The organism is Colwellia sp. M166 (assembly GCF_024585285.1).
GTDB lineage: Bacteria > Pseudomonadota > Gammaproteobacteria > Enterobacterales > Alteromonadaceae > Cognaticolwellia.
In genome coordinates, this window is the sequence record NZ_CP040755.1 from 3,414,171 (window position 1) to 3,429,127 (window position 14,957).

14 protein-coding genes are annotated in these 14,957 nt (G+C 38.8%); 5 read left to right on the forward strand and 9 right to left on the reverse strand.

Annotation, left to right across the window (positions count from 1 at the left end):
- The first annotated feature begins 45 nt into the window (after positions 1-45).
- Entirely contained in the window at positions 46-528 is a 483-nt protein-coding gene (gene argR, locus FGD67_RS15395) for a transcriptional regulator ArgR (protein WP_257171992.1), read from the forward strand.
- Positions 529-661: 133 nt separating this feature from the next.
- Here the strand turns inward: argR and FGD67_RS15400 are convergent, their stop codons facing one another.
- Entirely contained in the window at positions 662-1,753 is a 1,092-nt protein-coding gene (locus FGD67_RS15400) for an aldose epimerase family protein (RefSeq protein WP_257171993.1), read from the reverse strand.
- Between the two features lie 156 nt (positions 1,754-1,909).
- The gene (gene ispB, locus FGD67_RS15405) at positions 1,910-2,881 is read right to left on the reverse strand and encodes an octaprenyl diphosphate synthase (RefSeq protein ID WP_257171994.1); all 972 of its coding nucleotides are present in this window, start codon (positions 2,879-2,881) and stop codon (positions 1,910-1,912) included.
- A gap of 241 nt (positions 2,882-3,122) precedes the next feature.
- Here ispB and rplU point away from each other — a divergent pair, with 241 nt between their 5' ends.
- The 4 genes from rplU (at position 3,123) to folA (ending at position 5,800) form a co-directional block, all read left to right on the forward strand.
- Entirely contained in the window at positions 3,123-3,434 is a 312-nt protein-coding gene (rplU, locus tag FGD67_RS15410; RefSeq protein ID WP_077285540.1) for a 50S ribosomal protein L21, read from the forward strand.
- A 16-nt stretch (positions 3,435-3,450) separates the two neighbouring features.
- Positions 3,451-3,708, forward strand: coding sequence for a 50S ribosomal protein L27 (gene rpmA, locus FGD67_RS15415; RefSeq protein WP_077285539.1), 258 nt, complete (start codon positions 3,451-3,453; stop codon positions 3,706-3,708).
- Positions 3,709-4,032: 324 nt separating this feature from the next.
- On the forward strand, positions 4,033-5,193 hold the full coding sequence (gene cgtA, locus FGD67_RS15420; RefSeq protein ID WP_257171995.1) for an Obg family GTPase CgtA: 1,161 nt from the start codon (positions 4,033-4,035) through the stop codon (positions 5,191-5,193).
- Positions 5,194-5,311: 118 nt separating this feature from the next.
- On the forward strand, positions 5,312-5,800 hold the full coding sequence (gene folA / locus FGD67_RS15425; RefSeq protein WP_373567781.1) for a type 3 dihydrofolate reductase: 489 nt from the start codon (positions 5,312-5,314) through the stop codon (positions 5,798-5,800).
- Between the two features lie 74 nt (positions 5,801-5,874).
- Here the strand turns inward: folA and FGD67_RS15430 are convergent, their stop codons facing one another.
- The 7 genes from FGD67_RS15430 to lptD all read right to left on the reverse strand — a co-directional run bounded on the left by FGD67_RS15430 (position 5,875) and on the right by lptD (position 14,701).
- On the reverse strand, positions 5,875-7,893 hold the full coding sequence (locus tag FGD67_RS15430) for a methyl-accepting chemotaxis protein (RefSeq protein ID WP_257171996.1): 2,019 nt from the start codon (positions 7,891-7,893) through the stop codon (positions 5,875-5,877).
- A gap of 166 nt (positions 7,894-8,059) precedes the next feature.
- A complete protein-coding gene (locus FGD67_RS15435) occupies positions 8,060-8,878 on the reverse strand; it encodes a symmetrical bis(5'-nucleosyl)-tetraphosphatase (protein ID WP_257171997.1) in 819 nt (272 codons plus the stop codon).
- Positions 8,879-8,887: 9 nt separating this feature from the next.
- Positions 8,888-9,280 (reverse strand): Co2+/Mg2+ efflux protein ApaG, encoded by a 393-nt coding sequence (apaG, locus tag FGD67_RS15440; RefSeq protein ID WP_257171998.1) that lies wholly within the window; start codon positions 9,278-9,280, stop codon positions 8,888-8,890.
- On the reverse strand, positions 9,273-10,094 hold the full coding sequence (rsmA, locus tag FGD67_RS15445; RefSeq protein ID WP_257171999.1) for a 16S rRNA (adenine(1518)-N(6)/adenine(1519)-N(6))-dimethyltransferase RsmA: 822 nt from the start codon (positions 10,092-10,094) through the stop codon (positions 9,273-9,275). Before rsmA ends, apaG begins: the two co-directional genes overlap by 8 nt.
- A gap of 17 nt (positions 10,095-10,111) precedes the next feature.
- Positions 10,112-11,104: a 4-hydroxythreonine-4-phosphate dehydrogenase PdxA gene (gene pdxA, locus FGD67_RS15450; protein ID WP_257175138.1), complete on the reverse strand. Its 993-nt coding sequence runs from the start codon at positions 11,102-11,104 to the stop codon at positions 10,112-10,114.
- Complete coding sequence (surA, locus tag FGD67_RS15455) at positions 11,101-12,402, reverse strand: peptidylprolyl isomerase SurA (protein ID WP_257172000.1); 1,302 nt, start codon at positions 12,400-12,402, stop codon at positions 11,101-11,103. The genes pdxA and surA overlap by 4 nt, the downstream gene beginning before the upstream one ends.
- Positions 12,403-12,421: 19 nt before the next feature.
- Positions 12,422-14,701, reverse strand: a complete 2,280-nt coding sequence (gene lptD, locus FGD67_RS15460) for an LPS assembly protein LptD (protein WP_257172001.1) — start codon at positions 14,699-14,701, stop codon at positions 12,422-12,424.
- Between the last annotated feature and the right edge of the window lie 256 nt (positions 14,702-14,957).

Sequence of the window (14,957 nt, forward strand, 5' to 3'; positions counted from 1 at the left end):
TATTTTATACAATAGAGCTTAGGTATTTCCGTTTTGAGCTAAATAATGACCACAAGTCGTAAAAAAAATGAAGCAGAATTAATCTTAGCATTTAAAGCGCTATTAAAAGAGCAATGCTATGGTTCACAAAGTCAGTTAGCGAATGCACTTGCCGAGCAAGGCTTTAAAAATATGTCGCAAGCGAAAATATCACGCTTGTTATCGAAACTTGGCGCGGTAAAAATGCGCAATGCAAGTGAGCAGGTGGTGTATATTCTACCTGATGAATTGGCGGTACCTAAGTCAAAGCAAGCGATCCAGTCGGTTGTGATCAGTGTTAAACATAATAATATGCAAATTATCTTGAAAACAGGTATTGGTGGAGCGCCATTGATATCAAGAATGTTAGATAGTTTAGGTGAATCAACAGGTATTCTCGGTACGCTAGCTGGCGATGACACCATTTTTATTGCACCAACGGATGTTAATCGTATTGCTGAGATCACTAAAGATATTAGTTTGTTATTAGGTGTCTCAGTACAAGATTAAATAAATCAGTACTGACATAGTCTTGATCATTGAAGGTAAGCGCGTAAAGCTTGCCTTTTTTATGCCTGAGATAAAAGTCTAGTACTTGCACTTTGTTAAAGATAAATACCTTGAGCGCTTAATATGTTTACAGCTAAGAGTGAGTCTGAAAAACAAAGCGTGTTTTACTATAAAAAGGCGCTTCAGGCTGAAGTAGGGTGTTGTTAATATTTGCCCCGGAACGCTGAGTGGCTAAGCGAAGCGGCTCAAAACAAAATGCCCCATGCTTTTGATAAATAAAGTTTCCCTTACCTATTTGGCTGCCATCAATGTAATTAGCGGTATAGAATACTAAGCTAGGTTGGTCGCTATAGACTGTTAGTTGTCTGCCTGATTTTGGCTCAAATGCTTTGGCCAGAAATGCTGCTTTAGTGATAGCGTTATGATTACTTAACCAATAATTATCAAAACCTTTGGCAATGGTTATTTGCTCATCATCATTGTTAATATGCTTATTAATAGCGGTTAATTGACGAAAGTCATGCTGGGTATTGTTAACGTTTCGAATTTCGCCGGTCGGGTAAACGCGTTCATCCATGGGTAAAAAGTGATCCGCGTTTATTTGAATTTGGTGTTGATAAATTTCCCCCGAATTGTGTCCAGCTAAATTAAAATAACTATGCTGAGTTAGATTGATTACCGTGGTTTTATCTGTCGTGGCAAAATATTCAATGGAGAATTCATTGTTATTGTTTAGGCTGTATTTGACTTTGAAGTCAACGTTGCCCGGAAAACCATTATCACCATCTGGGCTACTATGTTGCAGTATTAGGCTAACTTTTTCAGTTGTGCTTTGTGTTGTTGCCTGCCATAGCTGTTTGTTTAATGCCTGTAAACCGCCATGGAGTTGGTTGTCGCTATTATTAATACTCAGTTGATAGTTTTTACCATTAATTGACAATAGCCCCTGATCAATCCGCCCAGCATAACGACCAATAATGGCACCGAAGTAGTAGGGATCTGTTTCATAAGCACTAATATCATCATAACCAAGCACAATGTCAGCTGACATGCCGTGTTTATCGAGTGTGTTTAGAGCGACAATAATACCGCCATAGTTGGTAATTTTAACTGCAGTGCCCTGGATATTGGATAAAGTGAAAAGTTGTACATTTTTGCCATTACTTAATTGGCCAAAATTATTTTGGTTGATGCTTAGGCAATGAGTATTGGGTTTGGCGGTCATGTTTTATTCCATACATGAAAATAATTCAGTGGGGATAATTTACAGAAGATAGCAATGGGCTACTAGTGATATTCTCGAACGAGATAAACATGCTATGCACGAATAGCATGGCATTAAGCAACAGAAAGCGAAAAGCTTCACTGTTGCTTATCAGATTTAGTGGCTACGGTTCGCAGCAATATGTGCCAAGGCAATCAAGGCTTGCTTGTGTTCTGATTCCGGCAACATAGCGATGGCATTAATCGCCTTATCAGCCTCTTGTTCTGCTTTCTTCTGAGTGTAAACTAACGAGCCTGTTTGCTTCATGGCTGCGAGAATATCATCAAGGTGATCCATACCATCACCATGTTCAATGGCGTTGCGGATCATGATTTTTTGCTGCTCATTACCATGTTCCATGGCATATAACAGCGGTAATGTTGGTTTACCTTCAGCTAAATCATCACCGACATTTTTGCCCATTTCTTGTGCGTCAGCGGTGTAATCCATAATGTCATCAACCAACTGAAAAGCAGTACCTAAATGTTTACCGTAATTTAACATTGCTAATTCTGTTGCTTGGTCTTGATTGGCAATCACGGCGGCAAGTCGTGTTGCTGCTTCAAATAGCTTCGCTGTTTTACAGTAAATAACTTGCATATAGCTATCTTCAGTGGTGTCTGGATCATTACAATTCATTAATTGTAATACTTCACCCTCAGCAATGATGTTGGTTGCATCTGATAGAATGTCCATAATTCTTAGGTTATTTAGCTCACTCATCATTTGAAATGAACGTGAATATAAAAAATCACCGACGAGTACACTGGCACTGTTACCGAACATAGCATTAGCGGTTTCACGACCACGACGCATATTAGATTCATCAACAACATCATCATGCAAGAGTGTTGAGGTATGAATAAACTCAACAATTGCAGCGAGTTGTAAGTGTTCACTACCTTGATAGCCTATTGCACGAGCAGCAAGTACCGTGAGCAACGGTCGCATACGCTTACCACCACCATTAACAATATATACGCCTAATTGATTTATAAGGGCAACATCAGAATGCAGTTTACAAAAGATAAGATCGTTGACTGCTGTCATGTCTTGGTGAGCTAATGTTTGGATATTTTTGATATTCATAAAGCGTAACGAGTTACCTTAAATGGACTTTAGTGTTAGAATACTGGCGATTTCACAGACTAATTTTACACGAAATTCATGACGATAGAAGTTTTCCAAGCGAGAAGTTTCAAGATATATAAAAATAATAATAAATCATTGCTTTTATACTTGCCCTCGCCGATTTCTTCGCGTAGAATTCGCGCCCTATAATTTTAAATTTAAGCGTCGTCCATAGATGATGGCGCAGTACGGAGTAGCTATGTACGCGGTATTCCAAAGCGGTGGTAAACAGCATCGTGTAACTGAAGGCCAAACAGTTCGTTTAGAGAAAATTGAACTTGAAATTGGTGCTGCAGTAGAATTCGAAAACGTTTTAATGATCGCCGATGGCGAGAGCATCAATGTAGGCGCGCCTTACATTGCTGGTGGTAAAGTTGTGGCTGAGGTTGTAAACCAAGGTCGCGCTGACAAAGTTAAAATTGTTAAATTTAAACGTCGTAAGCATTCACGTAAAGAAGCGGGCCATCGTCAATGGTTCACTGAAGTGAAAATTACTGGCATCAACGGCTAACTAGGAGCGATTTACAATGGCACATAAGAAAGCTGCGGGTAGTACACGTAACGGTCGTGATTCAGAAGCTAAACGCCTAGGTGTTAAACGCTTTGGTGGCGAAGCTGTTTTAGCAGGTAACATCATTGTTCGTCAACGTGGTACTCGTTTCCACGCTGGTGATAACATGGGTATCGGTAAAGACCACACTTTATTTGCTTTATCAGACGGTAAAGTACAATTTGAAGTAAAAGGTCCTAAAAACCGCAAGTTTGTAAGCATTATCGCTGAGTAGTAATACGCAAACTTATAAAACCCTGCTGTTACGCAGGGTTTTTTTTTGCAACTAATACCAATCTAACTAATTATCTGATCATTTCAACTGGTTGAAACAGCCGACTACTGCGTTGCTTAATAGTTAATAGACTAATTATTAAAATAAATGCCTTATATTTGAGTGTTTTCCTACGTGTAAAGTAGATCAGTTAATTAATGATGTTGGTTGAATTTATGACTATTCGTTACAAATTGTATAAAAAATGACATTGTTCAAACCTAATTGAAATAAATCATTTATAATACGTAGCAGAAAATAAAGTTTGGAGTGTTTAAAAACACCATGAAATTCGTAGATGAAGTAGAGATTCGCGTAGAAGCCGGCGACGGTGGCAATGGTTTAGTTAGTTTTCGTAAAGAAAAGTATATTGAATTCGGTGGACCAAACGGCGGCGACGGCGGTGATGGCGGCGATGTGTACTTAATTGCTGATGAAAGCTGGAATACACTAATCGATTACCGTTTTGAAAGATTTCATCGCGCGAAACGTGGTGAAAATGGCCGCAGTCGAGACTGTACGGGTAAAGGTTCTGAAGATTTATATCTAAAAGTTCCCGTTGGTACTCGTGCTGCTGATGTTGACACTGGCGAGCAATTAGGTGATTTGACTCACCATGATCAAAAATTATTAGTCGCTAAAGGTGGCTGGCATGGTTTAGGTAATACTCGCTTTAAAAGTAGTACTAACCGTGCTCCACGTCAGAAAACTGATGGTACACCCGGCGAAATACGTAACCTAAAACTTGAGTTGTTATTGCTCGCCGATGTTGGCTTACTTGGTTTACCTAATGCAGGTAAATCTACTTTGATTCGCAGTGTTTCAGCTGCTAAGCCGAAAGTAGCCGATTACCCGTTTACCACTTTAGTGCCTAATCTAGGCGTGGTACGTTTAGATTCTCAACGTAGCTTTGTTATTGCCGATATTCCAGGCTTAATAGAAGGTGCGGCAGAGGGGGCAGGCTTAGGAACACAGTTTCTTAAACACTTGGAGCGTTGTCGTATTTTATTGCATGTCGTTGATGTGATGCCGGTAGATGGTTCTGATCCATTAGAAAATGCTAGAACTATTGCTGCTGAACTAGAGACACATTCTGCAGAACTTGCAGGGAAACCACGTTGGCTGGTTTTCAATAAGTTAGACTTACTGCTTGAAGAAGAAGCAAAAGAAATTACTGACCGTGTTATTGAAGGTTTAGGCTGGGAAGGTGAAGTTCGCAGTATTTCTGCTTTCAATCGCACTGGCACTGAAGACTTGTGTCAGGGGGTAATGAGCTTTATTGAAGCCTTACCACCAGAAGAAGAAGAGACACCAATTGATGGTAAAACCGTTGAATTTAAATGGGATACTTATCATGAAGACGCTATTGCAGAGTTGGAAGATGATCTTGATGATGAAGACTGGGATGAAGATGATTACGATGTTGAAGTCGAGTATCGTAAATAAGCCGAACTGAGGTTAATTAGAAGGTGCATTTGTTGTCAGACAATTGCACCTTTTTTGTTGTCTGTAATAACGTATAATATTGCCAAATTTAGCCATATATTCACAATAAATAAACTTTATGACCATACTTTCAATGATAGTGGCGCATGCCAATAACCGTGTGATCGGAAAAAATAATGCTATGCCGTGGCACTTACCAGCTGATTTAGCTTATTTTAAAAAAACGACTTTAGGTAAGCCGATTATTATGGGACGAAAAACCTATGAGTCTATTGGTCGACCTCTACCAGGCCGACAAAATATTGTTATTTCACGCGATGGTAACTATCAAGCTGAAGGTGTTGATGTTGTTAGTTCTGTCGATGCCGCATTAGCTTTAGTAAACGATGTAGAAGAAGTTATGGTGATAGGTGGAGGAGCAATCTATCAATATTGCTTAGCGGCGGCACAGCGGCTGTATATTACTCATATAGACGCCGATATCGATGGTGATACCTATTTTCCTGAATATGATTTCAATGTTTGGAAAAAAATGTCGAGTGAACTTCGTCCTAGCGATGATAAAAACCAGTATCAATTAAATTTTACGGTCTATGAAAAAAGTTAGATATTGATACTCTTGATACAAAAAGAGCGCCTAAGCGCTCTTTTTTAATGTTTAACTTTTAGTGTGAATAAAAGTTAAAGTTTAAACTCTTGTACTGACTGTTGTAGTTCATCAGCTAAGCGCGCTACTTCACTACTTGACTCCGCGGTTTGCTGAGAGCCGGCAGTAGTTTGTTCAGCAATGGCAACAATTGATTCTAGATTTTCACTTATTTCATGAGCTACAGCACTTTGCTCTTCAGCAGCTGTTGCTATTTGTGAGCTACGATCGTATATGTCATGTACTGCTTCGGTAACTGACTCTAGTGCTTTTTCTGATTCAATGCTTTGCTCTACACAAGTGGTTGTTTGCTGCTTGCCGGTATCCATCACAGAAACCGCTTCTTCAGCACCGGCTTGTAGTACTTCAATCATATTTTGAATTTCTTGGGTCGATTCTTGCGTTCTGCTTGCCAGTGTTCTTACTTCGTCAGCAACAACAGCGAAGCCTCGGCCATGCTCACCTGCACGTGCTGCTTCAATAGCTGCGTTTAGTGCTAATAAGTTAGTTTGGTCAGCAATACTTCTAATAACATCTAAAATGCCACCAATTGACGCACTATCACTTTGAAGCTTATTAATCACTTGTGATGCCGACTCTACTTCATTGGCGAGTAATCTAATGGTGCTTAAGTTGTTTTTTGAGATGATTTTAATACGTTCTGCTTCGTCATCAGCTAATTTAATGCCACCTAATGCATCATTCACGCTTGATAGTACAGTTTGAGAAGTTTGACTCATTTCTGTTGTTGCAGAGGCTGCCTGTTCAACCTGGTTGCGTTGTTCTTCTATCGCGCTGGTGCTTTGCGCTGTTACAGACGACATTTGTTCTGCGGCTGTAGCTAACTGAATTGAACGGCTGACAATACCTTGAATTAAACTTCTCAGACTATCAATCAATAAATTACAATTACGCGAAAGTTGGGCAAATTCATCATTACCACTTTCATCTAATTTTCGAGATAAATCGCCAGAAGCAACAACATTTAGCATCTCATTCACGCGGCGTAATGGGCGTGTAATACTGGTTAATGTGATCCAAGCAATAATTATCGCTAATACAATAGATACTAAGGTAATAAAAAAGGTGTTACGTGTGCCGTCAGAGACTGACTCTTTCACTAAAATACCGGTTGTGATCGCTGTGCTATTGGCGAGATTAACCTGCTTTTCGAGGATAGCATTGGCGCTACTGATACCATTCTCAGCTAATGCTAAACTCGCGGTTGCTGCAGCAATCGCATTGAGTTGGTTATTTTTATTGGTAAATATTTTTTCATTGCCTGTGATGTAATTCTGCAATGCTGAAAAACTATCCATAAGTTCGTCAGCAATGTCAGCCACACCCTGGGTGTTTAACTCACTCACAACATCATTAATTGATTTTTCAATATCATTAAATGAATTTTCGATTTCACTCGTGACTAACTCAGCTGATTGCTGGTCACTAATTTCACGGTATTCAAACGATGAGCTGACCATACTATTTAGTAACGTTTCTAAACGTTCAGCTAGACTTACTGCACGTTGTAGCTTTGTGTCAGCAAGTCTATGATCGGCAAGATCTAATAAAATAGTAGCAGTATCGTCGGCTTTCTCTTCAATAAAATCTATTTTTTCAATCAGTTCAAGATGTTGCTCTATGGCAAACTTACGACTATTAATAACACTGTCAATTTCACTTTCTAAACTTTCATAAACAGGGTCAACTTTGCGTAAGTTAGCGATTAAGCTTGCTTCGTCTTGCACTAGGCTTTTGAGCTTTTTTAGTTGGGCTCTGAAATCACTTTTACTCGCGTCAAAAGCTGTTTGGTTCTGTGCAAGTGGTGCTAGCGCCGTTTGGTAATAAGCGCGAAGTGTTAAGTTGCCAATACCGGTTAGATCGTTAGCTAGCTTGTTACTACCTTTTAATGTTGGTATTGCAAGCTCGTTTTGCTGTTTTGTAGCATCGCCAATAGTATTTAAACTATTCCATGATATTGCGCTGGTTACAAAGAGTAAAAGTGAAATAATGGTAAAGCCACCAATTATTTTCATTGCTACTGTTAATTTCATAGATCCCACCAATATATAAATTAAATCATTTGTTGATTACGAGATTAATAATAACTTTTATTATTAATGCGGGTAATCATTAATTATTATCAGACTACAAAGGAATGTAAATAAGTCTTGTGGCTAGTATAACAAGCTGACTCACTTTTGAAACCAAAGTCATACCTTATCTTAACTTTTTATGTGACTGTTCAGTAAATAACTTTTTATCATGCCACCTTAGTATGGTCAAATGTTGCCCCCAAACGCAACCGGTATCAAGTGCATATATGTTTTTAGGCTGACAGCAGCCCATTAATGCCGCCCAGTGACCAAATACCCACTGAGTATTTTCGTTAATATGTCTAAACTCAAACCAAGGGGATAGTGTTTTAGGGGCGTTACTTGGACTCTCTTTACAGCTAAAGTCCAAACTTCCATCAGCGTAGCAATAACGCATACGGGTTAAGGAATTTATTGTAAACCTAAAACGACTAATATCGTCGTCGGCATTTTGCCAATCTATTGGTTGCTCACCATACATTTGGCTCAACCAATGTTTTGCTTCTGAAGACCTTAAATGTTGTTGCGCTATCTCCGCTTGTAATAATGCCTGATTAGGCGTCCATTGCGGGGAAAGTCCAGCATGACTCATATAAGTTTCTTCATCTGGTAATTTTTGAATTAGTGGTTGTTGGATTAACCAAGTCATTAAAGAGGTCAAATCAGGAGCGGATAATAATGCCGATAGTTTGTCCTGTTTTTTAACTTTTTTGATACCGTAATAAACGGCGAGTAGGTGTAAGTCGTGATTACCGAGCACGACTTTTGCACTCTTACCTAAGGATTTAATAAAACGTAAGGTTTCAAGAGAATTAGGCCCCCTAGCGACTAAGTCGCCAGCGACATAAAGTTGATCATTTTGACGAGAAAAAGCAACTTGAGTTAATAGCGCCTTTAATTCGCTATAGCAGCCTTGTATGTCACCGACGAAATAAATAGCCATAAATGCTCGTTAATTTAATACGTTGGGTTTTACTAAACGAAATACAGGTATATCAATGTTAACTATTTCCCCCGAGCTTACTTGCATTTGGTAATGGCCCTGCATATAGCCTAAAGGTGATTTTAACAGGCAGCCACTGCTATAAGTAAAGCTCTCGCCGGCTTTAATAAAAGGCTGTTGACCAATAACCCCTTCACCTGATACTTCACTGGTATCACCATTTGCATCGGTAATGAGCCAGTATCGGTTTAAAAGTTGTACCGTTTTAACACTATTATTGCTAATAGTGATGGTGTAACTAAAAACAAATTGTTGCTCGGCATCGACCGACTGCTGAGCAATGTATTGACTGGCAACTAGTACTAAAACTTCCGATGCCAACAGGCTACCTTCATCACTCATCGTTAGCTTCAATTGGGTTGTCGGTGACAAAGTTGGCTAGCATAACAAAGTCTGCTAGTGCTAAGTTTTCAGGACGAAGCCCAGGATCTATACCTAACGCTGTTAACTGTTCAGCCGAAATTAGCTTTTTAAAGCTATTACGGATAGTTTTTCGGCGTTGATTAAATGCGGCTAAACAGACCTTGTTTAATGAATTGATGTCTTTAACTGGGTTTTTGATGGTTTTATGTGGTATCAATCGAACAATTGCCGAGTCAACTTTAGGAGCAGGCTTAAAAGCTTCGGGCCCTATTTCCATGACAGGAATAACCTGACACTGGTATTGGGTCATGATTGATAAGCGGCCATAAGCCTTACAGTTCTCACCTGATGCCATACGCTGAACAACTTCTTTTTGCAGCATAAAGTGCATATCTCTAACTTTGTCTTTAAAAGTCAGTAAATGAAAGATAAGTGGTGTTGAAATGTTATAAGGTAAATTGCCAAAAATACGTAACGGTTTTTCATCGCTGGCTAATTGTCCAAAATCAAATTTTAACGCATCTTCTTCATAAATGGTTAATTTAGGCGCTAAAAATGGATGATGACGCAATCTGTGCGCTAAATCTCTATCTAGCTCTACTACGCTCAGTTGACCAGCACGTTCGACTACAGGCTCAGTAAGTGCACCTAAGCCAGGACCAATTTCAATTAAGTTTTCATTGGGCTCTGGATTGATAGCGTCAACAATATTGCTAATAATGGCATCATTATGCAAGAAGTTCTGTCCAAAACGCTTTTTAGCTTGATGGCCTAAATGGGAGTTTTTACTCATAGTTTTTATTGCTCGAATTAATCTTGTACTTGATTGTTAGCTAATGTTATTGCAGCGTTTATGGCTTCATTAAAACTACCAACATCAGCTTTATCAGTACCGGCTAAGTCTAAGGCGGTACCATGATCAACTGATGTTCTAATAAAGGGGAGTCCTAACGTAATGTTTACTGAAGCGCCAAAACCTTTGAATTTAAGTACGGGTAAACCCTGATCATGAAACATACTTAAAATAGCATCGGCATCATTAAGATATTTTGCTTGAAAAATGGTATCGGCAGGCAGAGGGCCAATAAGGTTCATACCTTCTGCACGTAACTCGTTTAAAGCAGGGATCATAACATCAATCTCTTCTCGCCCTAAATGCCCGTCTTCACCCGCATGAGGATTGATACCACAAACATAAATTTTAGGCTTAGGTATACCAAACTTATTAATTAAATCTTGGTTTAATATTCGAGTTACTTTTTGTAGGCGCTCATGGGTGATAGCTTTAGAAACATAGGCTAAAGGAATATGCGTTGTGACTAACGCCACTCTTAAGCCTTCTGTTGCTAACATCATAACAACGTCAGAGCAATTGGCTTGATTAGCGAAGTACTCGGTATGACCACTAAATGCGATGCCGGCTTGGTTTATTAAACCTTTATGAACGGGGCCCGTGACAACTGCATCAAACTCACCAGAAATGTTTTTTTCACTAGCAATACGTAAAGTTTCAACCACATAGTGGCCATTGTTAGCGTTAAGAACACCCGGTTCGCAAGTATCTTCTAAAGCTACAGGCAAAACAATTAACGTACCTGCTTGATGTGCGGTAACTTCATCATCGGGATTGTATAATTTAATGTTAAGCGGCAAATTTAATCGTTTCGCTCTTTCACTTAGCAGCTCTGGAGAGGCAACAGCAACAATTTGCGTAGGCCAATCCTGTTGAGCTATTTGTATCATCAAATCAGGGCCGACGCCTGCAGGCTCACCTGGTGTTATAGCAATTCTTGTTAACACTATTTCTGTTCCGTATCGATTATTTCTATATAGGCTTCATCACGCATTTCTTTGATCCAGCGTGCGCCTTCCATACTAAATTTTCGATTATAAAGTAGTTGATAAACACGGTTTTCATTCATTTGCTCAGTAGCATCTAATGTTCTTCGACCGGTTAGTTTAGCAATGTGCCAACCATAAGATGAACGAAATGGTTTATGAATTTCATCAATATCTAAACTGGCTAACGCATCAGAAAATGCAGCTTCATATTTACTTGGATCTGACCAGCCTAAATCACCACCACGTACTGATGTCGGGCCTTCTGAATACTCTTTGGCAAGTTCAGCAAAGTCAGCTTCACCGGCATTAAGCTTTTCAACGAAACCTGCTAATAATGCTTTGGCTTTCGCTTCACTTAAAATAATCGAGGGCTTAATTAAGATGTGACTGGCTTTAACTTCTTCAACTTCTACGGTCTGACGGCCACGAACATCAACTAACTTTACAATACTAAAGCCTAGCCCGGTACGAATAGGGCCGAAAATACTGCCTTTTTCTTGTCCATCAACTAACTCAGAGAATAATGTTGGCATTTCATTAATGCTTTTCCAGCCTAAGTCACCACCTTCAAGTGCATTAGCGCCACCTGATGAGGTCATAGCAATATTGGTAAAGTCACTACCACTATTTAATAGTTCTAGTACTTTCTCAGCGCGGGTTTTAGCGGCACTAATATCGCTTTGTTTAGGGTTACTAGGAAATTCAATTAAAATATGGCCTAAACGATATTCAATGTCAGCATTGGTTTGTTCTTTCATGACTGACAGTAAGTTTGCTATTTCTTGCGGAGAAATGTAAATGCGACGGCGCAAACTAGCACGACGAACTTCACCTGAAATTAATTCATTACGAATGTTTTCACGGTATTTTTCATAATCTAGGCCATCAGAGACCAGCATTTGACGAAATTCCTCAAGTGATTGCTTACTGTCCTTTGCCATATTCGCCAGGGTTTCATCAAGCTGAGCGTCACTAATTTGAATCCCCATACGTTCGCCAAGTTGTAAAATGATAGCATCATTAATTAACTTCTCGGTTACTTGGGTACGTAAGGCAGTATCTGATGGTAAAGTTTGGTTGTTTTTTTTCGCTTGTACGGTAACTGAGTGGATGAGATCTTGTATTTCAGATTTTAATACCACACCACTATTAACAACGACGGCTACTCGGTCTAGTTCAACTTCAGCGGCAAACGCTTGGGTAAGAGAACTAAAAATAAACACCGAGCCAAGAAGTAATAATTTCAATGAATTTTTCATGTAACGTAAATTTCTTTTATTAGTTATTGAGGAAGTAAGGGCGTTTATAGCCAAATATACTTGAATTAAACATATCTCCAACACTGTTGGACGATTTATTGCTATTTATACCATTATATACAAATTGAATGTTAAAACTGCTATCAAATGCATCTCGATTTTCATTTATGTTACCCGCATCGTCAATCTTTGAATTAATATTGCGATGATAAGTAAAGCGAATTCCCCAACAACAACTACTATATTCAAGGCCCGCGTAACTTTCGATACTACGTTTTCCTTTTAGATCTTGGGTAAATCGACCTACAAACTGCCAGCGGTTGGCAATTTTAACGCTAGTTGCCAATGACATTTGCTCTAATGACTCTCCTGAGACATCGCGAGCATATCGATGGTTCAATTGAATTGTTTGATTATCAGAAAATAAATAATCCAACGATGTTTGACTTTTATTAGTAACGCTTAAATCAGTATTATACTGAATATCAGAACTAAACTGCCAGTTACGACTTAAATGTAGAAAGATATCGGCAGCGAGAGCTGACTTATCAACGACTGTATCTTGTTCACTGCTATTAAAGTTACTTTCGTTAAAGTAAACAATACGACCTAAACTGAAGCGCAGTACTTCATTGTTTTCTTCGGTTAGTAATCGGCTTGTTACCCCCCAAGATATTTGATTGGCTTGCGCTATACGGTCAATACCACTAAAACGACGGTCACGAAATAAACCATTATAGTCATCTTGTAAATTTGTCGTGTCGTAAATACCAATATTATTCTGATCTTTCTCTGGAATATAAAGGTACTGTAATTGTGGTTCTAAGGTCTGGTTATAGCCTTTATTAAACAAGGTTAGGTTTCGATCAAAATTAACACCGCCATGAAAACGTATTTTAGGTAACGTCCGGCTAACATTCTTTTCTAAAAGGCTGCCATCGCTAATGTTGTTTTGATGGTAATTGGTTTGAAGCACTTTAACTTCCGAGTTCAAAAACCAAGCAGGACTTGCTATAGGATATAACAGGCCAGCCTCTACATGGTATCTTTGTGCGGTCGGTTGAGTTTCATCGGCGGTGTCAAAGCTTGATAATTCTGAATATATGTCAAGAATACCATCAAAATTAGCGAGCTTCTGTTGACGGCTTATTTCAATTTGCGGCAAAGTTTTATAACTGTGTTGATGATTACCTAATACTTCGAAATCTTGTAGCTTTAAGGTCGATTGCCAGTTTTCAGCGAAGTAGGCAATTTCACCGACTTGATATAGATAAGAATCATTAGAGTTAAATTGGCTGCTGCCTAAATCAACGAGGTAGTTGTCATCGCTGATCGTAGTGTAATCAACGTGGGCTCTAAATCGTTGTGAAAATGTACCAACATGCTGAAAGCGTGCTAAATAGCGAGAGTCATCATTATTGATGAGCTTCTTATCTTTGTTCAGATACTCAATATCAATTTTCCCAGACTGTAAGCCCTCTAAATATCTAAACTCTGTTATCAGCTGTGTCCCTCTATCTGACATATAACGTGGAGTTATTGTCGCATCCATATTTTCCGCTATATTTATATAATAGGGGGTTTCTATTTCTATCCCCGAATTGTTAGAAGAGCTAATTTTGGGGTATAAAAAGCCAGATTGTCGGTCGTTACCTATTGGCATTGTTAAATAAGGAACATATAAAACTGGTATATTAAAGAGACTGAAACGAGCGTTGTAAGCTTCTAATGACTTTTCATCAGATGAAATATTAATTTCACTCGCTCGCATCTGCCAGTCAGGTACAGGGCCGTAACAAGTAGTAAAACTGGAGTCGATAAAGCTCAGGGTTTTACCGTTGCCGTTAATATTGATTTTTTCTGCGCTACCATGTCCCGGAGAGTCGCTCAGTTGATATGACGTCGCTGTCAGAGAGGTGGTTTTCTGTAGTTGGTTAATATTAAGTGAGTCAGCAAAAATATCGATACCTTTATTTTGAAAATGTATATCGCCATCAGCGTTGACCGTTGAGGTTGTGCGATTAATCGATAGTTCATCGGCTACAACAGACTTATCTTGGTTTAGTAAGGTTACACCACCAGTAAACGTGGCATATTCACCTTTTTTTATACTTGAGGTCGACGATAAAATAATAAAGTTGTTATTTGGGGCTCTACCGTTTTTATCGGCAATGTTAGCGTAATTAGGAATTGGACATAGGCTAGCATTATTTGTATTTATTTCAGTGTTTTTCGCATTGCTGGTAAATGTACAAGGCAACAAGAAGACAAGGGATATTTTGTTTAAGGGAAAACGCATTTATGGTCCGGATAATTAACTTTAAAAAATACAAAGCCTAGATTCAGAGCGGCATTTTACCGCTAAAGGCAATAATAATATAGCAATTTTCATTAGCCTGCTAATTAGTTATACTGAAATAACTTTAAGCAGCAAAATATAGCGCCAGTTAAGTTAAAATTACCAATCTATTTAAGTTAAGCAAAATATTTTATCGAAAGTAGATATCGTTGTAATGTTTTTATTGATAGTAGCCATTAATCATTAAAACAGCCCT